Source organism: Actinomyces provencensis (genome assembly GCF_900155435.1).
Lineage (GTDB): Bacteria > Actinomycetota > Actinomycetes > Actinomycetales > Actinomycetaceae > Pauljensenia > Pauljensenia provencensis.
Genome location: NZ_LT700212.1, coordinates 2,470,255 through 2,490,860 on the forward strand (window position 1 = coordinate 2,470,255; position 20,606 = coordinate 2,490,860).

Sequence of the window (20,606 nt, forward strand, 5' to 3'; positions counted from 1 at the left end):
GAAGTATGCCACCACGGGCCCCACTCCGGTAGCCCCCGCGAAGTGGGGCGTCCGGCGTCTACTGCGCTGTACCCGCTGTTCCCACTGCCCTCGCTGTTCCCGCTGTTCCCGCTGTTCCCGCTGCGTCTCCTGTCCCCGCACCGAGATCGATGAGTCGGCACACCATCTCCGCAGCCGCAGTGAGGTTCCCGCCCCCAGCGGCCAGCACCTCCCCCAGGTCCCCCGCCTCCCGGACGATGGGCACCACGGCCGCCACACCCACATCCAGCAGGTCCTCCGCCCCGGCACCGACGCGCCCTGCGAGGACCACCACGGGCACATCCGCCTGCGCCGCCACCCGGGCGACCCCCATCGGGGTCTTGCCCCCCAGCGTCTGGGCGTCCACCGAGCCCTCCCCTGTGAGGACGAGGGCGGCCCCACGCACCGCACCGCTCAGATCCACCAGGTCGGCCACCACCTCGACACCGGGACGCATCCGGGCACCCAGGAACTGCAGGCACGCCCACCCCAGGCCTCCCGCGGCACCCGCACCCGCTGCCCCCCGCAGATCCCGCCCACAGGCCCGTTCCCCCATGTCAGCCAGGTGGGAGAGCACCTCCTCCAACAGGACCACGTCCTCAGGGGATGCGCCCTTCTGTGCCCCGAAGACCTCGCTCGCCCCGTGGGGTCCCAGCAGTGGGTTCGTCACATCCGTGGCGGCGATGATCTCGACCTCCCGGAGCCGGGGATCCAGGCCCGAGAGCTCCATCCCCTCCACCCCCACCAGGTCTCGCGGACCGACGGGGACCACGGCGTCGCCCTCGTGAGCCTCAGCACCACGAAAGCGCACCCCCAGCGCAGCGAGCATCCCCGAGCCCCCGTCGTTGGTGGCGCTGCCACCCAGCCCGATGACGATGCGATGCGCACCCAGGTCCAGTGCGGCCAGGACCATCTCTCCGACGCCTGCCGAGGTGGCGCCCCAGATGTCGCGATCCTCCGGGGCCACGTGCTCCAAGCCCGGGCCCTGGGCGGCCTCGACCACCGCGGTGCGGGTGCGCGCGTCCCAGGCGACGTGGGCCCGGCGCACCCGCATGAGGGCATCGTGGGCCACGACCTCGACCAGCTCAGCCGCGCCCGCGCCCACGACGGCTTCCACCGTGCCCTCCCCACCATCGGCCATGGGACGTCGCAGGCAGCGGGCGCGCGGCCATGCGGCCAGTACTCCCGCCTCCAGCGAGGCGCAGGCCTCGGCGGCCGACAGGGACTCCTTGAAGGAGTCGGGAGCCAGGACCACGGTACGTGCCTGCGGGAGGCGGGACGCGGTGTCAGGCAGCGGGTGGGATGCGCGCGTGGGGCGCGACGCTGTCTGCGACGGCTCACCTGCGGACGTCCTCGTCCCCATCTCCGTCATCGGTCCTCCCCTGCCAGCTCCTCCACGGCTCTCGCCAGCGCATCGCAGGCGAAGATCACCTCGGACTCGCTCACCGTGAGGGGTGGCGAGAGGCGGATCGTGGAACCGTGGGTGTCCTTGACCAGGACTCCGCGCTCCATCATGTGCTCACCCAGGTCGCGACCCGTCCCCAGACGCTCCTCGAGGGTGATTCCGCTCCACAGGCCGACCTGGGTGAAGCCGGTGATGCCGCGGCCCACCAGTGGTTCCAGCCGCGAGCGCAGCACCTGTCCGAGGTCGCGCGCCCGCTTCTGCAGGGTGCCTTCGCTGAGGATCGCGACGACCTCGCTCCCGATGGCTGCGGCGAGCGGGTTGCCCCCGAAGGTCGACCCGTGCTGGCCCGGCGCCAGCACCCCGATGACGTCCTCCCGCCCGACGACGGCGGAGAGCGGCAGGATCCCCCCGCCCAGCGCCTTGCCGAGGGCCCGCAGGTCGGGCCGGACCCCCCACAGGTCGCAGCCGAAGGTGGTGCCCGTGCGGCCCAGGCCGGACTGGACCTCGTCCGCCACCAGGAGGACGTCGTGGCGGTCGCAGAGTTCACGCAGGCGTGGCAGGAAGTCCTCGGGGGGCACGACCACGCCCGCCTCCCCCTGGACCGGTTCGACGAGGACGGCGACGGTGTCCTGGTCGATGAGGTCCTCCACCGAGTCCGCATCCCCGAATCGCGCGCGTCTGAAGCCCGGCGTGTAGGGGCCGAAATCATCGTGGGCGTCCGGGTCGTCGGAGAAGGAGATGATCGTCGTGGTGCGCCCGTGGAAGGAGTGGTCCATGACGATGATGTTCGCCCGCTCCGGCGTGACGCCCTTGACGCGGTACCCCCAGGCCCGGGCCACCTTGATGGCGGACTCCACGGCCTCGGCGCCGCTGTTCATCGGCAGGACCGTGCCGCCCCCGCACAGGTCGGACAGTGCGTGCGCGAAGGGGCCGAGACGGTCGTTGTGGAAGGCGCGCGAGGTCATGGTCACCCGCGTCAGTTGCTCGCGCGCGGCGCCCAGGAGCCGTTCGTTGGAGTGGCCGAAGTTGAGCGCGGAGTACCCGGCCAGGCAGTCCAGGTAGCGCCGGCCCTCCACGTCCTCCACCCACGCGCCCTTCGCCCGGGCGATGACGACCGGCAGGGGGTGGTAGGTGTGGGCCAGCCAGCGCCGGTCCTCCTCGATCGCCGCCCCCGTGCGGGTGGGGGCCGGGGTGTCATGCGTGGGCGTGGTGTGTCCGTCCGGGATGTGCGCCGACGAGGGCGACCCCGGTGCTCCTGATCCGTGTGCCATGTCACTGAGGGTATCCAGTGGTGGGCTCCGCCGCGCCCAGTGGCGTCCACGAGGACCGCCCGCAGGGGACCGGCACGCGACGGTCGCACCGGTGCCCCTCGCAGGCCAGCGCCCCACGGGGTCCCGAGATGACGTCCCGTCGCGATGGGGCGGACCCGCGCCTCCCTAGGATGGGCCCATGCCGGCCAGCGACACGCACCTCTCCCGCAGGCCCGCCCGACGGGGGACCCGCTTGCGCCGCCTGACCGCACGGGGGTGGGTACCCGACCAGCACGGGGCCTGGCCCATGGCCACCCTGCCGATCGTGGTCGGGGCACTGGACTCCCGGCCGCAATGGGCGCACCTCCTGCTGCTCCTGGCCTGGGTCGCGGGTTTCCTGCTCTTCCACGTGGGGACGTTGTGGATCGCCTCCCCGCGGCGCGCCCGCTACACCTCGGCCCTGCTCACCTGGGGTGGGTGCGCGGCGGCGTCCGGCGTGGCCCTGCTGGTGCTCCGGCCCGCGCTGTTGGGGTGGGCACCGGTGTTCGCCCCGCTGGTGGTGGTCGCCCTCGTGGAGGCACTGCGTCGGCGGACCCGCTCCATGGCCTCACGGATCTCCACGGTCCTGGCCTCGTCCCTGACCTGCGCCGTCGCCCACGACCTGGGGTGGGGGACGCTGCACGCAGCAGGACCGCTGGAGAGGGGTTGGTGGCCCTGGTGGGACGGGGCGGCGACCGTGCCGGACTCCGGCTGGGGACATGCGTGGATCGTCACCGCCGTCCTGGCGGCCTACTTCCTGGGCACCGTCCCCCATGTGCGCGCGCTGATCCGAGGCAGGGGCAACCCCGCATGGGTCATCGCCTCGCTGTCGTGGCACGTGCTGACGCTGGTCGGGGTGGCGGCGGCGGCCGGCGTGGGAGGGGTCTCCTGGTGGGTCGTGGCGGTGTGGGGTGTGCTGGTGGTGCGTGCCCTGGTCATCCCGCTGGACCAGTCGCGTCGCGGCCCGTGGACGCCGAAGTCGATCGGACTCACGGAGATGGTGGTCTGCGTGCTCGTGGCCGTCTCCCTGCTGCTGCCCTCCTGACCCCAGCGTCAGGTCGCGAAGCTCGTGCCGACCCCTGCTGCCAACCCGTGATGCCGAAGTCCGCTCTGTTCGAGGGTCGAAGTCCGCTCTGTTCGAGGGTCGAAGTCCGCCCTGCAGAGTCGCTGGAGCCCGCTGGCCCGAACCGGGCCCACGGGCCGAGACATGCCCTGGCAGCAGGCACCTTTCGGCACACCCGCCCCACGGGTCCTGTGGCAGCGCAGGAGCGGCAGAGCGGACCTCAGTGCCCGAAGTGAGCGGACCTCGAGGGTGGAACAGAGCGGACTTCGCCGAGGGTGAGGCGGGGTGGTCGTCCGTGCTCACATCTTGGCGGCGTGGGCCCGGGCGACCTCCAGGAACCGGTCGTCCTGCCCGCGCGTCCCGATGCTCACCCGCACCCCTTCCGCGAAGGGACGCACGATGATCCCGGCCCGGGCACACTCCGCGACCAGGCCCGGCTCGGACTGGGAGGCGGGGATCCACACGAAGTTCGACTGGCTGACGGGGACCTCGTAGCCCAGCTCCAGCAGCTCGGCGCGCACACGCTCACGTTCGGCGACCGTGCGTGCAATGCGCTCGCGGGTCGTGTCCCGGTCCGAGAGCGCAGCCAGCGCAGCCGCCTGGGCGACGGAGGAGACCCCGAAGGGGACGGACACTGCCCGGATCGCGCCGACCAGGTCCGGGTGGCCGATCCCGTACCCGACGCGCAGACCCGCCAGCGCGTACACCTTGGAGAAGGTGCGCAGCACCAGCACGTTGGGGAACTGCCCGATCAATGCCACGGCGGTGGAGACACCGGGTTCGGTGGCCAGCTCGATGTAGGCCTCGTCGACCAGGACCAGGACCTCCTGCGGCACCCTCTCCACGAAGTCGCGCACCTGCGCCAGGGTGAGCGCCGGTCCGGTGGGGTTGTTGGGCGTGCACAGGATGACGGCGGCGGTCTCGGGGCCGACGGCCGCCGCGAGGGCATCCAGGTCGTGGCGACCCTCCGGTGTCAGGGGGACGGGGACCGAGCGCGCACCGACGCTGGGGGCAGCGATCGGGTAGGACTCGAAGCTGCGCCAGGCGTGGACCACCTCGGCACCCGGGCGGCAGACGACCGACAGCGCCGCCAGGAGGACCGCCGAGGAGCCGTCCCCGACGACGACCTGGTCCTCCCCCACGCCGAGGTGCCCGGCCAGCGCGGCCGTGAGCGCCGTCGCCCCGAAGTCCGGGTACCGGTTGGCATCGACGAGGGCGCGGGCGGCGGCATCGATGACCGCCTGCGAGGGCGGCTCCGGGCTCTCGTTGGAGGAGAGCTTCACGGCACCGGGCGCGGAACGCCCCGGGGCGTAGCGGGGCAGGGCCCCGACCTCGGGGCGCAGGGGGATGCGCATGCGCGGGTTGCGGGGTGCCTCATCGCTCGCTTCGCTCATGCCCCAGTCCTACCCCACCTCCGTCGTGCGACTCCATGCGGCCCACGCATCGGGCGTGCCCAGCCCTGGCGTCCGGCACGACGAGGGCGCCCGTCCCACCCGTGGCACCAGGACGGCGATCCGGGGAGAATGGGGCCATGCGCTTCCTGCTCCGCCTTCTCGGCAACATGCTCGGTATCTGGGTGTCCACGCTCCTGATCAAGGAGATCACCTTCGACCAGGGCACCACCACGCAGGAGACACTCCTGCTCCTGGCCTGCATCGCCCTGGTGTTCACGCTGGTGAACTCGATCGTCCGGCCGGTGGTGCGCGTGGTCGCCTTCCCGCTGTACGTCCTGACCTTCGGGCTGTTCGCGCTGGTGACGAATGCACTCGTCTTCCTGCTCACGGGCTGGCTCGCTGAGTCCTTCTCCCTCCCGTTCCATGCGGGCGGCTTCTGGGCGGCCCTGGCAGGCGGCACGATCACCGCCATCATCTCCGCCGTCGTCGTCGGTGTGCTCGGGAACCCCGACAACCACTGACTCCCGGCGCGCGTCACTCCTCCGGACACACGGCCCCCGCTCCGGGCACGTCCGGGCAGGCGTCGCCCGCACCCCGCACCCCGCACCCCGCGCCCCGCACCCGTCAGGGTCTGGCAAGGGCAGGGTCGGCAGGAACGTGGCTGGCGTGCCGCACCACGCACCCGTCAGGGTCGGGCAGGCAGACGCCTGGAGTCGAAGGTGAACGCCGTGGTACGGGTGTCCGCACCCAGCCCGAGGGCCTCCTCCCGATCGCTGACCCACTGCCGGACCTCGCCCAGCCCGCCGGTTCCCGCTCGCCCGGACCCTGATCCATTCCCCGCAGCTCCCGGTCCTCCGGCACCGGCTGACGCCCCGGTCTCGGTCTCCAACCACTCCAGGGCCGTGCGATAGGTCGCCAGGTCGTGGGGACCGGCCACGCCGCCCTCGTCCGCCCGGGCTCCGAGCAGACCGCCGTCGAAGTGGACGGTCCTGGACGCACCGAGGTCCCGGTTCGCCGCGCCGTCCAGTCCGGGGACCGGGTCGCGGGTGTTCTCCAGGTTGAGCATGCCCACCTCCAGGCCCGTCTCCGCACCCCCGGTCGGTGCCCCGGCGGTGAGGACGGAGGCGACCCGGTAGCGGGCCGACACCTCCGGGTCGGAGGCCAGCTGGGCCGCGATCGCCCCTCCCTGGGAGTGCCCCACCAGTTCGACCGGTTCCCCCGCGGCGATCCCCGCTCGCTCCATGGCGGCCAGAACCGCACGGGACTGGTCGGACTCCTCCCCCGCCACCGCCTGGAGGTTGGAGAGCATGTCCTGCGGGTTGGCCCCGCCCACTCCCCACACCTGCGTACCCCGGATGACGACGCTCCACGACCTCCGTTCCGCTCCCCCCGCGCCGGGGGTGCTGTGGCGCAGGATCTCGACCTGACCGGCGTCCCGGGCACTCCTGAGCCCGCTGACCCGGGCGAGCACCTGGGAGGGCATGCGTGGGGTGGGCACCCGGTGCGGTGGCGCGCCCGCTGGCGCGACAGCCACTGCCGGTCCCCCCTGTCTGACCGGGACCGCCCCCAGGGTCGAACCGACCAGGGAGGGCAACCCGACGATGCCGAGGTTGAGCGGTGTGAGGTTCAGCCCGAACCTCCGCGCCGCCGCATCGGAGTCCACCACGTCGTGCCGGGCGCGCACCCCCACCGGTTGCCCGGTCCGGACGTCCAGGGTGTCCACGGGCACCGCGGAGGTCACCTGCACCCCCCGCGTCGAGGCCGCTCCGATGCGCCCCAGGCCCAACCCCCAGGACGCGGCCAGTGAGGCGGCCTCCGCCGTGGCGCCGTCCGGTGTCCCCCACCACGAGGGCACGACCGGTCCACTCCCCCCGACCCCTCCACCCGGAGCCGGACGCGTGGTCAGGGTGTGGTCCGCGAGGAGTTCGGACGCGGCCCGGAGGTCCAACTGCAGGCGCATGCCCCCCGTCGGGTCCCCACCCCCTCCCGCTGCGCCGGTCCCGGCCCCGTTGTCGCCCATGCCCCGCACCTGTGCGAACGCGGCCAGGCCACCCCCGAGCAGGAAGGGGAGGGTCGGGGCGAGCGTCCAGTCCAGGAGTTGGTCCGGCACGTGTGCGTCGAGCAGTCCCGGAAGCACGCCGCGCACCACCCCACGGGAGTGCACCGAACCCGGGCCCGTCGCCCAGGAGTGGTCCGCACCGGGGGTGAGCAGCACCCAGGCGTCATGGAATGCGGCGGCGCGCCCCTCCGCCCCCAGGTAGACGAGGGCCGCGAAGGAGAGGGACTCGGCCAGGGACTCCAGACGCTCACCCAGTTCGAGGGCGCCCGCCCTGGCACCGTCGAGCACCGTGAGCGCCGCGCTGGCCTCCACCGGTGCCAGCCCGAGGTGGCTGCGGCAGCGGTCGGCGGCCGCATCGAGCATGGCCAGCACGCCGGGCACCTCGCCGGCAGCCAGACGCAGACCGAGGGCCGCTGACACCAGGGCCCCGGTGTCGACACGGGTGGCGGAGGAGGTGACGAGGACCCGGTCCCCGAATGAGGGGTCGGCGGCCATCAGGCTCCCCCGGCGGCGTGCAGGAGCGCCTCGCGCACGGCCTCGTCCAGGGCGCGCGTGGCCAGCGCGGCAGCAGCGAGCTGCTCCTCCACGAGCCCTGCCCGCTCCTGCACGCCCACCCACGCCTCCCCGGCCGCACGCGAGGCGGGTCCCTCCCAACCCGACAGGTCCACGCCCGCGATGCCCTCCGAGATGCGCGACATCCGTGCCAGGGCACCACCTGCCGACCCCTCCGCACCGTGCGGTGCCCACGGACCCCACCACTGGACCGCGCCGCGACCGGCGAAGTCGATGTCCGCGCGCACCAGGTCCCCGGGGTCCCAGTCCCTCTCCCACGCCATGCCGTCCCCTCCTCCACACACCCCGCGACACCGCCACCAACCCACAGGCCGCGCCCTCGCGGCCGACGCTAGGTCCGGTGACCAACAGCCTCCCAAGGGGCCGCCCCGTTCCTGTGGACAGGTCCGCCCGGACCGGGGCGCCTGTGGAGAACCCGCGCGACCACTGCCCGCCCGGTGCGCAGGTGTGACCGGGTCGCCCTCCCTGTGGAGAACCGCCCGGTGCGGATGGTGCGCAGGCGTGTGCGTACCTACGGTGGGGACATGGACACCTTCCGCAAGTCCGACCACCGCCGCGGTCGCATCCTCTACGAGGTGGCGGGCCTCGCCTGGCTCGCCGACACCCCGTCCACGGCGGCTCCCGTCGTCCCCGTGCTCGACCACGGCGCGGACTGGCTGGAGGAACCCCGCCTGGTTGAGGTCCGGCCGACCCCGGCCGCCGCCGAGGACTTCGGTCGCGCCCTGGCCCACACCCATGCCTCCGGTGCCACACACCTGGGAGCACCCCCGCCCCACAACGCCGGGCAGGGGTGGATGGGTCTGGCCCACCTGCCCCTCCCCGCCACCCCCGAGGAGTCGAGCACCTCCTGGGGCGACTTCTACGCCCGGTTCCGCCTGGCCCCCTACCTGGATGCCCCGGCCTTCACCGCCTCCGACCGGCAGGTGCTCGACCGGCTCTGCGAGCGGCTCTCCTCCGGGGAGTTCGACCACGAACAACCCGCCCTCGTGCGTGCCTCCGGGCACGGGGCCGCGCGCACCCACGGGGACCTGTGGAACGGCAACGTCCTGTGGACCCGCGACGGCGCCACCCTCATCGACCCGGCGGCCCAGGGCGGGCACGCCGAGGAGGACCTCGCCGCCCTGGCCGTCTTCGGCGCCCCGCAGCTGGAACGCATCTGGGCGGCCTACGACGAGGAGTCCCCCCTGGCGGACGGCTGGCGGGAGCGCATCGGGTTGCACCAGCTCCACATGCTCATGGTCCACTGCCAGCTCTTCGGGCGCGGCTACGTCCCCGAGACGCTCGCCATCGCACGCCAGTGGGCCTGAACGCGCCCGCACCCCGCAGGACCGGGAGAGCGCACGAGGGCGGGGCCGCCCTCGTCGGCCGGGTGCCCGCGTCGAGGGGTGGCACCGGGTGGACGCACGCCGGCCGGACCGGACGCGAACGGGTCGGACCGGGAACAGGCAGGTCGGACCGGACGCCGGCCGGACGGCGCACAGGGGAGCGTGCAGGGGAGCGTGCAGGGGAGCGGACGCCGGGCCCCGCGGGTGGGGCCTTCTGGAACAATGGACGCCATGAGCGAAGACTNTCCGCGAGGAGTTCGGACGCGGCCCGGAGGTCCAACTGCAGGCGCATGCCCCCCGTCGGGTCCCCACCCCCTCCCGCTGCGCCGGTCCCGGCCCCGTTGTCGCCCATGCCCCGCACCTGTGCGAACGCGGCCAGGCCACCCCCGAGCAGGAAGGGGAGGGTCGGGGCGAGCGTCCAGTCCAGGAGTTGGTCCGGCACGTGTGCGTCGAGCAGTCCCGGAAGCACGCCGCGCACCACCCCACGGGAGTGCACCGAACCCGGGCCCGTCGCCCAGGAGTGGTCCGCACCGGGGGTGAGCAGCACCCAGGCGTCATGGAATGCGGCGGCGCGCCCCTCCGCCCCCAGGTAGACGAGGGCCGCGAAGGAGAGGGACTCGGCCAGGGACTCCAGACGCTCACCCAGTTCGAGGGCGCCCGCCCTGGCACCGTCGAGCACCGTGAGCGCCGCGCTGGCCTCCACCGGTGCCAGCCCGAGGTGGCTGCGGCAGCGGTCGGCGGCCGCATCGAGCATGGCCAGCACGCCGGGCACCTCGCCGGCAGCCAGACGCAGACCGAGGGCCGCTGACACCAGGGCCCCGGTGTCGACACGGGTGGCGGAGGAGGTGACGAGGACCCGGTCCCCGAATGAGGGGTCGGCGGCCATCAGGCTCCCCCGGCGGCGTGCAGGAGCGCCTCGCGCACGGCCTCGTCCAGGGCGCGCGTGGCCAGCGCGGCAGCAGCGAGCTGCTCCTCCACGAGCCCTGCCCGCTCCTGCACGCCCACCCACGCCTCCCCGGCCGCACGCGAGGCGGGTCCCTCCCAACCCGACAGGTCCACGCCCGCGATGCCCTCCGAGATGCGCGACATCCGTGCCAGGGCACCACCTGCCGACCCCTCCGCACCGTGCGGTGCCCACGGACCCCACCACTGGACCGCGCCGCGACCGGCGAAGTCGATGTCCGCGCGCACCAGGTCCCCGGGGTCCCAGTCCCTCTCCCACGCCATGCCGTCCCCTCCTCCACACACCCCGCGACACCGCCACCAACCCACAGGCCGCGCCCTCGCGGCCGACGCTAGGTCCGGTGACCAACAGCCTCCCAAGGGGCCGCCCCGTTCCTGTGGACAGGTCCGCCCGGACCGGGGCGCCTGTGGAGAACCCGCGCGACCACTGCCCGCCCGGTGCGCAGGTGTGACCGGGTCGCCCTCCCTGTGGAGAACCGCCCGGTGCGGATGGTGCGCAGGCGTGTGCGTACCTACGGTGGGGACATGGACACCTTCCGCAAGTCCGACCACCGCCGCGGTCGCATCCTCTACGAGGTGGCGGGCCTCGCCTGGCTCGCCGACACCCCGTCCACGGCGGCTCCCGTCGTCCCCGTGCTCGACCACGGCGCGGACTGGCTGGAGGAACCCCGCCTGGTTGAGGTCCGGCCGACCCCGGCCGCCGCCGAGGACTTCGGTCGCGCCCTGGCCCACACCCATGCCTCCGGTGCCACACACCTGGGAGCACCCCCGCCCCACAACGCCGGGCAGGGGTGGATGGGTCTGGCCCACCTGCCCCTCCCCGCCACCCCCGAGGAGTCGAGCACCTCCTGGGGCGACTTCTACGCCCGGTTCCGCCTGGCCCCCTACCTGGATGCCCCGGCCTTCACCGCCTCCGACCGGCAGGTGCTCGACCGGCTCTGCGAGCGGCTCTCCTCCGGGGAGTTCGACCACGAACAACCCGCCCTCGTGCGTGCCTCCGGGCACGGGGCCGCGCGCACCCACGGGGACCTGTGGAACGGCAACGTCCTGTGGACCCGCGACGGCGCCACCCTCATCGACCCGGCGGCCCAGGGCGGGCACGCCGAGGAGGACCTCGCCGCCCTGGCCGTCTTCGGCGCCCCGCAGCTGGAACGCATCTGGGCGGCCTACGACGAGGAGTCCCCCCTGGCGGACGGCTGGCGGGAGCGCATCGGGTTGCACCAGCTCCACATGCTCATGGTCCACTGCCAGCTCTTCGGGCGCGGCTACGTCCCCGAGACGCTCGCCATCGCACGCCAGTGGGCCTGAACGCGCCCGCACCCCGCAGGACCGGGAGAGCGCACGAGGGCGGGGCCGCCCTCGTCGGCCGGGTGCCCGCGTCGAGGGGTGGCACCGGGTGGACGCACGCCGGCCGGACCGGACGCGAACGGGTCGGACCGGGAACAGGCAGGTCGGACCGGACGCCGGCCGGACGGCGCACAGGGGAGCGTGCAGGGGAGCGTGCAGGGGAGCGGACGCCGGGCCCCGCGGGTGGGGCCTTCTGGAACAATGGACGCCATGAGCGAAGACTGGTCGGGCCTCTTCTCCACCGCTGACGGCTACACGGACCTGGCGGCCCGGGGCGAGCCACTGTCCCCCCTCGACGGTCGCTACCGCCCCGTCGTCGCGCACCTGGCGGACTTCCTCTCCGAGGCCGCGCTGAACCGCGCACGTGTCCACGTCGAGGTCGAATGGCTCATCCACCTCCTGGACCACCGCGTGCTGCCGGGTGCCCCGAGCCTGTCCGAGGCGGATCGCACGTACCTGCGCCGCATCCCCGTGGAGTTCGGCGACGCCGACATCGAGCGCCTGGCGGGCATCGAGGCCCGCACGCGCCACGACGTCAAGGCCGTGGAGTACCTGCTCAAGGAGTACCTGGACGCCGCCCCCGATGCGCTGGGCCCCGACACGGTCCTGCCGCAGGTGCACGAGGTCGTCCACATCTTCTGCACATCGGAGGACATCAACAACCTCTCCTACGCCCTCACCGTGAAGGCCGCCGTGGAGCAGGTGTGGCTGCCTGCGGCCGACGCGCTGGTCGACCACCTGGCCGACATGGCCAGGGCGGGGGCGAAGGTCCCCATGCTCGCCCACACCCACGGCCAGCCCGCCACCCCGGTGACCATGGGCAAGGAGCTGGCGGTCTTCGTCCACCGGCTGCGCCGCCAGTTGGCGCGCGTGGCGGGCACCGAGTACCTGGGCAAGGTCAACGGTGCCACCGGCACCTGGGCCGCCCATGTCGTCTCCGTGCCCGGGGCCGACTGGCCGGAGGTGACGCGGGAGTTCGTGGAGTCCCTGGGGCTCGTGTGGAACCCGATCACCACCCAGATCGAGTCCCACGACTGGCAGTCGGAGCTCTACGGGGACATCGCGCGCTTCAACCGCATCGCCCACAACCTGGCCACCGACTGCTGGACCTACATCTCCATGGGGTACTTCCACCAGAACCTCGCGGCCCAGGGCTCGACCGGGTCCTCCACGATGCCCCACAAGGTCAACCCGATCCGCTTCGAGAACGCGGAGGCGAACCTGGAGGTCTCCTCCGCGCTGCTGGACTCCCTGGCAGCGACCCTGGTGACCTCACGCATGCAGCGCGACCTCACCGACTCCACCACCCAGCGCAACATCGGGGTGGCCCTGGGGCACTCGCTGCTGGCCATCGACAACCTCTCGCGCGGGCTGGCGGGCGTCGACATGGACGAGGCCCGCATGGCCGCGGACCTGGACGCGAACTGGGCGGTGCTGGGTGAGGCCGTGCAGCAGGCCATGCGCGCGGCCTCCATCGCGGGGGCGACCGGCATGGCGAACCCCTATGAGCGCCTCAAGGAGCTCACCCGCGGGCACACCGTGTCGGGGGAGGACATGCGGGCCTTCATCGCGGACCTCGGACTGCCCGCCGACGTGGAGGAACGCCTGCTGGCTCTCACCCCCGCGAGCTACACGGGCCTGGCGGACCGCGTGGTGGACTTCCTGGACTGAGGACCGGGGCGGGCCGGGATGCACGCGCCCGACATGGCCACTGCTGTGCCGTGCGCAGGGCTGGCCTCCCGTACGCGCCGGTCCCGCGACCGGGGCACTTGCGGTGGTGCCGGCCGGTCCGGAGGTCGAAGTGGCCGATCCCGCTGACCTGTCTGCGTGCCGTCGTCGGCCGTCAGGATCGCGCTTGCCCGGTTCCGTGTGCAGAAATGCACCCAGTTTCCCGACGCGGGAACCCCAGACGGACGGTCCACGCGACGCTGCTCGGCTCTGACCTGCGTCGACACCCAGACCCTGATCCGGGGTGCATGGATCCGACAGGGAAACTGGGTGCATTCCTGCACACCTTGCGGTGACACCACGAGCGCTGACCCCTCCGAGGGGTACTGCGGGAACCTCCTGCCACCGACACCGCCGACTCCTGGACGAGGAGCAGGAACGGGACCGGGACCGGGACCGGGACCGGGACCGGGACCGGGACGAGGATCGGCATCAGGACCTCGACCAGCACCACCAGGACCCGGTCCAGGGCCACGAACTCCGGCAGCCGAGCCCTCCGGTGCCGGTGCGCGCAGGCGACGCGGGACGACGGAGCAGGTCAGGGACGCCAGTTCGGGTCGGAGGCGGGGGAGCCGTAGCGGGCGTAGAGGTCTGCCGGGCGCGCGGTCTCGTCCTCGCAACCCAGTGACGTCATGTCCACCAGCACCTTCGCTGACGGGTCACGATCCCTGCGCACGGGCAGTACGAGTCGGTTCCTGCGCGCACGGGAGATCTCCGCGTTGTCGGCACGTGTGTCGCTGACCGAGCCACCGTCCGCGCCTGGAAGGGCCTCGTCGTCGCGCTCCACGCGCCGTGTCGTGTCCTCCCCCGCGTGCACGTCCCGGTCGCCGTCCACGCCGGCACCGGCACCGGCACCGGCATCTGCGGGAACCACGTTCTCCCGATCGGGGCCCGCGGAGCCCCCCTGCCCGACGAGCAGCACACGGGCGCGCACCGCGACCGGGGCCAACTCGGGGTTGTCCCATGCCGCACGCGCTGCCCGGTCGAGGAGGTCCTGCGCCGCCTCCTGGTCCGGGGTCCTCTCCATCCGCACGTCGATGCTGACCAGTGGCGGTTTGCCGAAGGCCTCGTGGACCTGGACGTCCACCGAGGCGGGCTCCGCCTCCGGACCGTGGATCTCCACCCCCTGCTGCACGGCGTCGGAGACGAGCATCCGGATCCGCTCGGAGCGCCCGGCGCGGTGCGTGGGCCTCAGGGAGCGCAGGGCCAGTCCTGCGCCCAACGCGCCCAGACCCGCGACCCCGATGAGCACCGGGTTGTCGATCTGCGGCAGTCGCCTGGAGGCGCCCCGCGACCCCTTGTTCACCGGGACGGAACCGCGCCCCGATCCGAACACGGCCCGCAGCCCTCTCGCCCAATCGTCAGTGCTCGCCATCGCCACTCCCCTCATCCGCGGCGACGTCGCCGCCACCGTCCCGTCCGTGGTCCTGCTCTCCCGGCATGCGGTCCGCCGGATCCCGGTGCCCGGCGTGCTCGTCCGCCGCCCCCTCGTCCACCGCGGCACCATCCACTCCACCGCGGTCCACCGCGACGTCACCCACCGCGTGGCCATCCGTCGGTCCCACGTCCGCCGCGCGGGCCCCTGCCGCTCCACCCGCCGCACCGGGGGCACCGGACACACCCGTCACGCCGGTCCCGTCCTGGGGACCAGTCTCCCCCGGACCGCCGGTGGGCGCCGGGTGGGCGGCTGCGTCCCCGGCGGTGCCCCTGTCGCGCCCACCGGCCCCACCTCCGTCACCGTTGCGGCGCAGGACGGAGTCGACCACGCCGCGCAGCTCCTCCGCCGCCGAGGCCAGGGACCGCCCGACCTCCTCGGCCCGCTCGTTCGCGCGCTCCTGGAGGACGGAGAGATCCGGGAGCTCGGCGAGCTCCGCGCGCCACTCCCCACGCAACCTGTCGATGGCCTCGGTGCCGTTGGGCACGACCTGGGAGAGATCGGGCAGGACCTGGTTGAGGTCGAGCAGCGTGATCTCGGGCAACGTGAGCAGCGGATTGGGCTCCCACTCCTCGGCGTAGTCGACCGGTTCCCAGTCGGGTCGGTCGATCTCGACGTAGGTGTTCCAGGTGTCGCGCGTGGTCGGCTCCAACAGGTCCTGCCAGACGTCGAAGATCAGGACGCGCACGGGTTCGCCCTCACGCGGCAGGAACTCGCGCAGCTTCGCGACGGTCTCGGCTGCCCGCCCCCACGGGGCCACCGTCGCCTTGCGCTCGGCCTGGCGGACGGTCTCGGTGTAGGTGGCCGAGGAGTGCGCGTAGTAGAGGGGTCCCCGACGAGGGCGCACCAGGCGCCGTCCGATGGTGACCCTCTGGTCCGGGGCCCTCTGGGGCGTGCCGTCGATGGAGGGGACGACGTCCTGGTCGTGGGCGACGGCGAGCATGGTGACGTCGGGACGGATCCGCAGTCGGCGACTCGGCGTCCCCAGCGACAGGACCGCCGTCACGTCCACGCCCACCGTCCCCGGGTCGCCGGCCGCCAGGGCGGTCGCCACCATCCCCCCCTGGGAGTGGCCGCAGATGAGGACCGGTTCCCGACTCCACCGGTCCTTCGGGACCCCGTCGGCACGCATGGCGGCGTGGAGTGCCTGGACGGTGCCGATGCGCATCGCGGAGGGCACGTTGAGGACCTCACGGATGTTCGTCTCCGTGTCGGCCGGGTTCGGGGTGGAGGGCCCGGTCATGTGGTCGGTCCCGGGCAGGGAGACCAACCAGCGCCGTGCCTCGCCGTGGCCGACCCGCGTGATCTTCACCGCCTGCCCGTAGGCCATGACCCAGTAGAGGTCGTCGATGTCGGCGGCCATGTCACCCAGGGAGGTGGGGGCTTCGAAACGGCGCACGGCCGGGGTGGGGTGCCCCTCGGGGAGGGGCAGGTGCGGCCCGTCGGGTGCGGGCACACCGGAGTCGAAGAAGGCCCGCGCATGGACCTCGCCGCCGCGGAACTGCCCCAGGGCGGTTCCCACCGCCAGCATCGAGGTCATCAGGGAGTCGTAGCCCCGGCGCGGGACCAGGGGGAGCATGGTGGCCGCACGACCGTCCCGGTCGGCGTGCAGGCGGATCCGGGCGCGTAGGTAGGCGCGTCCGATGCTGGTGACCTTCCGGGCCGACGCCGCCACGGAACGCACCAGCAGGGTGTCCAGACCGGGTGCGTCGAAGAACATGCGCTGGGAGCGCTCGAGGATCTCGGCCCCGTCCTCCTCGACCCGCGTGCGCAGGGCCGCACGCATCCGGGCGGGCAGGACACCCAGCTCCACCACGCCGGCCAGGACGGCATTGGCCGCGAGCGCGGGGACGAGGGGCGCCAGGCGCGTGTAGAGGTACGAGGGCGGGAAGGCCTGGGGCACACGTCGTGAGGGGTAGAACGACGGCCTCGACCCTGGCATGCACCCCCTCCTTCCTGCCCGCCGGTCCCGGGGACCGCTGTCCCTGCCGGCACCCGGGCACCCGTGCCGGACCCGGTGTCCAGCGTAACCACAGCGCGTCCTCCCGGCGGCCCGGGCCCCCGGTGCACCCCCGTCGGTGCACCCCCGGTCGGAGCCCGCCGGACACCGAGGCGGCGTCGCCCTCGTACGGCCACGGCCGGGATCCACCTGTTGACCGCGATACCCCATAGGGGTATGGTCGGAACACCGGTCACGGAGGAGGGTCATGATGCCTGGGTACTCGAGCTCGACGGAGCAGTACCTCACGCGCCTGCGGCGCATCGAGGGACAGGTCCGCGGTGTCCAGCGCATGGTCTCCGAGGACTCCTACTGCATCGATGTCCTCACCCAGATCTCCGCGGTCCAGAGCGCGCTCGACTCCGTGGCCCTGGGTCTGCTCCAGGACCACATGAACCACTGCGTGGTGCACGCGGCCAAACGGTCCGACGAGGAGGGGCGCGAGAAGGTCGAGGAGGCCACCCGCGCCATCGCCCGCCTCGTGAAGTCCTGAGGCCGACAACCCGCACACCCGTCCGCGAGCGCACCGCCCGCCACCGTTCCCATCCTGCGGGCAGCGCCCGCACCCGACCCCACACCCCACCCACGGCCCCCGGGCCACCAGGAGGAAGACACCATGGCCACCACTGAGCACCCCATCGACCGCACCGTCGAGCTCTCCGTCAACGGGATGACCTGCTCCCACTGCGTCGCATCCGTCACCGAGGAACTCCGCGAGGTCCCCGGTGTGAAGAACATCGACGTGATCCTCAAGTCGGGGGGCACCTCGAAGGTCACCGTCGTCACCGACACCGGCGTGGACGACACCCTGCTGAAGAAGGCCGTGGACGAGGCCGGGTTCGAGCTGGTCGGGGTCGCCCGGGACTTCTGAGCCCGACCGCCGCTCCGCACCGGCTCCCCCGTCCGACCACCGCACGCGGGCGCACGCGTGTCCCCACCGGGACACGTCCACCCCCGCTGACGCACCCCTGAAACCGGCCGGGGCGCGGTCGCGCGCGCACCTGCGCGCCACGGCGCCACACGACCACCACCCCGTGCTCCCGGGCGCACCCCAGAGGATGCCGCCCCGGACACCCACGCCCCCAGAAGGCGTCATGACGAATCCCCTCACCCAGCAGCTCCCGGCCGACACCCACCCGGCGAGCGCCAGCGCATCCGACACCCACCCCGCACCAGCCGCGGACCACACCACCGCGACCACCACCCCCCACATCGGGGAGGGCGCCCGCCGTCATGCCCAGGCCCTGCGCCGCCGCGTGATCGTCTGCGCCCCGCCCACCGTGGTCGTCGTGGCCGTCTCCATGGTCCCCGCCTGGCAGTTCACCGGGTGGCAGTGGGTGGCGGCCCTCCTGTCCCTGCCGGTGGTCACCTGGGGGGCCTGGCCCTTCCACTCCGCCGCCTGGCGCGCGGGACGCCACGGTTCCACCACCATGGACACCCTGGTCAGCCTGGGTGTCATCGCCTCCACCCTGTGGAGCTGGTGGGCCCTGCTCTTCGGTGGTGCGGGCATGCTGGGCATGCGCATGCAGATGTCCCTGCTCCCCCGGGCGTCGGGCCACCACGCCGAGATCTACTTCGAGGGTGCCTGCGTCATCACCCTCTTCCTCCTCATCGGCCGCTGGGCGGAGGCACGCACCCGCTACCGCGCCGGTGACGCCCTGCGCTCCCTGCTGGAGCTCGGTGCCAAGGAGGCCACCCGGCTGCGCACCGAGGCCGACGGCACCCGTCACGAGGAGCGCATCCCCGCCGCGGACCTCGCCGTGGGGGACCTGTTCCTGGTGCGTCCCGGTGAGAAGGTCGCCACCGACGGCCGCGTCGTGGAGGGCTCCTCCGCCCTGGACACCTCCCTGCTCACCGGTGAGTCCGTGCCCGTGGACGTCTCCGCGGGTGACGACGTCACCGGGGCGACGGTCAACACCTGGGGCGCGCTCGTGGTGCGCGCGACCCGCGTCGGCTCCGAGACCACCCTGGCCCAGATCGGGCGCATGGTCACCGAGGCACAGGCCGGCAAGGCCCCCGTCCAGCGCCTGGCGGACCGGATCTCCTCCGTCTTCGTCCCCGTCGTCATCGCGATCTCCCTGGTGACCCTGGCGGGCTGGCTCCTGGCGGGAGGCTCGGTGCAGGCCGCCTTCACCGCGGCCGTCGCCGTGCTGGTGGTCGCCTGCCCCTGCGCGCTGGGACTGGCCACACCCACCGCGCTGCTGGTCGGGTCCGGCCGCGCCTCGCAGCTGGGCATCGTCATCAAGTCCGCCGAGATCCTCGAGCAGACCCGCACCATCGACACGATGGTCCTCGACAAGACGGGCACCATCACCACCGGCCGCATGAGCCTGGAGTCCGTCGTTCTGCCGGGCGGGACCACATGGGCGTCCGACGCCGTGCCCACCAGCGCACCCGCCGGCGCACCCGTCGCCACGCACGAGGGCGGCGCCGCGAGGGACGGTGGGCACGCGGGCCAGGCGTCGACCGACACGCACGAGGGCGGCGCGGTGTCGCTCAGCGTGCCGGACGAGGGCGGCGCGGTGTCGCCCGCCGAACCGGCCGCCCGGGCACTCGCCCTCGCCGCCGGGGCCGAGTCCGGCTCCGAGCACCCCCTGGCCCGTGCCGTCGTCGCCGGCGCCACCGCAGCGGGCCTGACGCCCGAGGCGACCACGGCATTCACCAACCACCCCGGCCTCGGTGTCTCCGCCCTGGTCCCGGGCGCGGGCGGGACGAGTGACCTCGTCCTCGTGGGACGACCGACGTGGCTGCACGACCTCGGCATCGAGGCGCCTGCCGACCTCGCCTCGGCCGTCGACGACGCCCAGGACACCGGTGCCTCGGTGGTCCTCCTCGCGACCGTTCCGGACTGGCAGGACGCCCTCGGGACCACCCGACCGTCGGCGGGCGCCGACGCCGTTCACAGCGGTGCCGCACCCACAGGGCCACTCCCCGCCGGGTCCGCCGGAGGCGGGACCGACGCAGCTGCCACCGACGCGCGGACGGACGGACCCGCCCTCGTCCACGTCGACATGGACGTCCAGGGCATGACCTGCGCCTCCTGCGTGCGCCGGGTGGAGCGCAAGCTGCAGAAGCTGCCCGGCGTGACGGCAGCCGTCAACCTCGCCACGGAGTCCGCCGCGATCACCCTGGACCGTGACTACTCCGACGCCGAGCTGGAGAAGGTCGTCGACGACGCCGGGTACCACGCCACCGTGCGCGGGCGCTCCGCCGCCTCCCCGGACGGGGCGGGCACCTCCCCCGACGCCCCGGAGGACGGCGCCACCGTGACCGGCCCGACCTCCGCCCGGGTGCTGCCCGCCCGGATCAGCGGTGGCAGCGTCCGGGCCGTCCTCGTCGTGCGCGACACCCTCAAGCCGACCTCGGTCGAGGCGGTCGCCCAACTGCGCGACCTCGGCATCGAGCCGGTGCTCCTGACCGGTGACAACGAGGCCTCCGCACGCCACGTCGCCGACGAGGTCGGCATCTCCCGGGTCATCGCCCAGGTCATGCCCGACCAGAAGCGTGACGTGGTCCGCGACCTGCAGGAGCAGGGCCGTGTCGTCGCCATGGTCGGGGACGGTGTCAACGACGCGGCGGCGCTCGCCCAGGCCGGTGTGCGGGGACTCGGCATCGCGATGGGGTCCGGCACCGACGTGGCGATCCAGGTCGCCGACATCACGCTGGTCAACTCCGAGCCGACCGCTGCCGCGACCGCCATCCGCGTCTCGCGGCGCACCCTGCGGGTCATCAAGCAGAACCTGTTCTGGGCCTTCGCCTACAACGTGGCGATGATCCCGCTGGCGGTGGCCGGGCTGCTCAACCCGATGATCGCGGCCGCCGCCATGGCCTTCTCCTCGGTGTTCGTGGTGGTCAACTCCCTGCGCCTGCGCCGGGCGTCCTGAAGCGCGAGGGCGGTGGGCGACTCCCGTCGAGATGTGGTTCTCCCACCGAGACATGGCCGCGTACCCACCTCTCGGTGGGCACCCACGCTTCGGTGCAGCGACATCGCACGAGCACGACGACCCC

The 20,606-nt window shown here is 73.4% G+C and carries 16 protein-coding genes; 8 read left to right on the forward strand and 8 right to left on the reverse strand.

All coding sequences use genetic code 11. The features are described from left to right. Nucleotides 1-58: 58 nt before the first annotated feature. Together BQ9890_RS10915 and rocD are read right to left on the reverse strand one after the other, a co-directional pair. Nucleotides 59-1,273 carry a glycerate kinase gene (locus BQ9890_RS10915; protein ID WP_230297907.1) on the reverse strand — a complete coding sequence of 405 codons (1,215 nt, stop codon included), beginning with the start codon at nt 1,271-1,273 and terminating at the stop codon, nt 59-61. Between the two features lie 113 nt (nt 1,274-1,386). Then, on the reverse strand, nt 1,387-2,694 hold the full coding sequence (rocD, locus tag BQ9890_RS10920; protein ID WP_078062399.1) for an ornithine--oxo-acid transaminase: 1,308 nt from the start codon (nt 2,692-2,694) through the stop codon (nt 1,387-1,389). Between the two features lie 178 nt (nt 2,695-2,872). Between rocD and BQ9890_RS10925 the strand changes: the two genes are divergently transcribed. Continuing rightward, a complete protein-coding gene (locus BQ9890_RS10925; protein WP_078062400.1) occupies nt 2,873-3,757 on the forward strand; it encodes a YwiC-like family protein in 885 nt (294 codons plus the stop codon). Nucleotides 3,758-4,074: 317 nt separating this feature from the next. Here the strand turns inward: BQ9890_RS10925 and hisC are convergent, their stop codons facing one another. Further along, a complete protein-coding gene (hisC, locus tag BQ9890_RS10930; RefSeq protein WP_230297908.1) occupies nt 4,075-5,169 on the reverse strand; it encodes a histidinol-phosphate transaminase in 1,095 nt (364 codons plus the stop codon). A 137-nt stretch (nt 5,170-5,306) separates the two neighbouring features. Between hisC and BQ9890_RS10935 the strand changes: the two genes are divergently transcribed. Next, nucleotides 5,307-5,690, forward strand: a complete 384-nt coding sequence (locus tag BQ9890_RS10935) for a phage holin family protein (protein WP_075891488.1) — start codon at nt 5,307-5,309, stop codon at nt 5,688-5,690. A gap of 164 nt (nt 5,691-5,854) precedes the next feature. Here BQ9890_RS10935 and BQ9890_RS10940 read toward each other — a convergent pair whose 3' ends face one another. Beyond that, nucleotides 5,855-7,723 carry an alpha/beta hydrolase family protein gene (locus BQ9890_RS10940; protein WP_075891490.1) on the reverse strand — a complete coding sequence of 623 codons (1,869 nt, stop codon included), beginning with the start codon at nt 7,721-7,723 and terminating at the stop codon, nt 5,855-5,857. Further along, complete coding sequence (locus BQ9890_RS10945) at nt 7,723-8,064, reverse strand: hypothetical protein (RefSeq protein ID WP_075891492.1); 342 nt, start codon at nt 8,062-8,064, stop codon at nt 7,723-7,725. Before BQ9890_RS10945 ends, BQ9890_RS10940 begins: the two co-directional genes overlap by 1 nt. A gap of 261 nt (nt 8,065-8,325) precedes the next feature. On the opposite strand from BQ9890_RS10945, the gene BQ9890_RS10950 reads away from it, so the two are divergent. After that, complete coding sequence (locus BQ9890_RS10950) at nt 8,326-9,108, forward strand: fructosamine kinase family protein (protein WP_075893088.1); 783 nt, start codon at nt 8,326-8,328, stop codon at nt 9,106-9,108. A gap of 903 nt (nt 9,109-10,011) precedes the next feature. On the opposite strand, the gene BQ9890_RS10960 is transcribed toward BQ9890_RS10950, so the two are convergent. Beyond that, nucleotides 10,012-10,353 carry a hypothetical protein gene (locus BQ9890_RS10960; RefSeq protein ID WP_075891492.1) on the reverse strand — a complete coding sequence of 114 codons (342 nt, stop codon included), beginning with the start codon at nt 10,351-10,353 and terminating at the stop codon, nt 10,012-10,014. A 261-nt stretch (nt 10,354-10,614) separates the two neighbouring features. On the opposite strand from BQ9890_RS10960, the gene BQ9890_RS10965 reads away from it, so the two are divergent. Both BQ9890_RS10965 and purB read left to right on the forward strand, forming a co-directional pair. Then, complete coding sequence (locus tag BQ9890_RS10965; protein ID WP_075893088.1) at nt 10,615-11,397, forward strand: fructosamine kinase family protein; 783 nt, start codon at nt 10,615-10,617, stop codon at nt 11,395-11,397. Nucleotides 11,398-11,646: 249 nt separating this feature from the next. Then, nucleotides 11,647-13,107 (forward strand): adenylosuccinate lyase, encoded by a 1,461-nt coding sequence (gene purB / locus BQ9890_RS10970; protein WP_075893090.1) that lies wholly within the window; start codon nt 11,647-11,649, stop codon nt 13,105-13,107. A 595-nt stretch (nt 13,108-13,702) separates the two neighbouring features. Here purB and BQ9890_RS10980 read toward each other — a convergent pair. Both BQ9890_RS10980 and BQ9890_RS10985 read right to left on the reverse strand, forming a co-directional pair. Next, nucleotides 13,703-14,539 (reverse strand): hypothetical protein, encoded by an 837-nt coding sequence (locus BQ9890_RS10980; protein WP_143226319.1) that lies wholly within the window; start codon nt 14,537-14,539, stop codon nt 13,703-13,705. Next, entirely contained in the window at nt 14,526-16,541 is a 2,016-nt protein-coding gene (locus tag BQ9890_RS10985; protein ID WP_075891500.1) for a hypothetical protein, read from the reverse strand. The genes BQ9890_RS10980 and BQ9890_RS10985 overlap by 14 nt, the downstream gene beginning before the upstream one ends. 268 nt (nt 16,542-16,809) lie before the next feature. On the opposite strand from BQ9890_RS10985, the gene BQ9890_RS10990 reads away from it, so the two are divergent. The 3 genes from BQ9890_RS10990 (at nt 16,810) to BQ9890_RS16355 (ending at nt 20,482) form a co-directional block, all read left to right on the forward strand. Then, entirely contained in the window at nt 16,810-17,091 is a 282-nt protein-coding gene (locus tag BQ9890_RS10990) for a metal-sensitive transcriptional regulator (protein ID WP_230298026.1), read from the forward strand. Between the two features lie 123 nt (nt 17,092-17,214). Then, the gene (locus BQ9890_RS10995; RefSeq protein ID WP_075891504.1) at nt 17,215-17,469 is read left to right on the forward strand and encodes a heavy-metal-associated domain-containing protein; all 255 of its coding nucleotides are present in this window, start codon (nt 17,215-17,217) and stop codon (nt 17,467-17,469) included. 223 nt (nt 17,470-17,692) lie between these two features. Beyond that, nucleotides 17,693-20,482 carry an HAD-IC family P-type ATPase gene (locus BQ9890_RS16355; RefSeq protein WP_075891506.1) on the forward strand — a complete coding sequence of 930 codons (2,790 nt, stop codon included), beginning with the start codon at nt 17,693-17,695 and terminating at the stop codon, nt 20,480-20,482. The last annotated feature ends 124 nt before the right edge of the window (nt 20,483-20,606 follow it).

Coding starts and splice junctions, on each gene's coding strand:
- hisC (WP_230297908.1), bottom strand. CDS start 5,169: ATGAGCGAAGCGAGCGATGAGGCACCCCGCAACCCGCGCATGCGCATC.
- BQ9890_RS10995 (WP_075891504.1), top strand. CDS start 17,215: ATGGCCACCACTGAGCACCCCATCGACCGCACCGTCGAGCTCTCCGTC.
- BQ9890_RS10950 (WP_075893088.1), top strand. CDS start 8,326: ATGGACACCTTCCGCAAGTCCGACCACCGCCGCGGTCGCATCCTCTAC.
- BQ9890_RS16355 (WP_075891506.1), top strand. CDS start 17,693: ATGACGAATCCCCTCACCCAGCAGCTCCCGGCCGACACCCACCCGGCG.
- BQ9890_RS10940 (WP_075891490.1), bottom strand. CDS start 7,723: ATGGCCGCCGACCCCTCATTCGGGGACCGGGTCCTCGTCACCTCCTCC.
- BQ9890_RS10935 (WP_075891488.1), top strand. CDS start 5,307: ATGCGCTTCCTGCTCCGCCTTCTCGGCAACATGCTCGGTATCTGGGTG.
- BQ9890_RS10965 (WP_075893088.1), top strand. CDS start 10,615: ATGGACACCTTCCGCAAGTCCGACCACCGCCGCGGTCGCATCCTCTAC.
- BQ9890_RS10985 (WP_075891500.1), bottom strand. CDS start 16,541: ATGCCAGGGTCGAGGCCGTCGTTCTACCCCTCACGACGTGTGCCCCAG.
- BQ9890_RS10990 (WP_230298026.1), top strand. CDS start 16,810: ATGCCTGGGTACTCGAGCTCGACGGAGCAGTACCTCACGCGCCTGCGG.
- BQ9890_RS10960 (WP_075891492.1), bottom strand. CDS start 10,353: ATGGCGTGGGAGAGGGACTGGGACCCCGGGGACCTGGTGCGCGCGGAC.
- BQ9890_RS10980 (WP_143226319.1), bottom strand. CDS start 14,539: ATGGCGAGCACTGACGATTGGGCGAGAGGGCTGCGGGCCGTGTTCGGA.
- rocD (WP_078062399.1), bottom strand. CDS start 2,694: ATGGCACACGGATCAGGAGCACCGGGGTCGCCCTCGTCGGCGCACATC.
- purB (WP_075893090.1), top strand. CDS start 11,647: ATGAGCGAAGACTGGTCGGGCCTCTTCTCCACCGCTGACGGCTACACG.
- BQ9890_RS10945 (WP_075891492.1), bottom strand. CDS start 8,064: ATGGCGTGGGAGAGGGACTGGGACCCCGGGGACCTGGTGCGCGCGGAC.
- BQ9890_RS10925 (WP_078062400.1), top strand. CDS start 2,873: ATGCCGGCCAGCGACACGCACCTCTCCCGCAGGCCCGCCCGACGGGGG.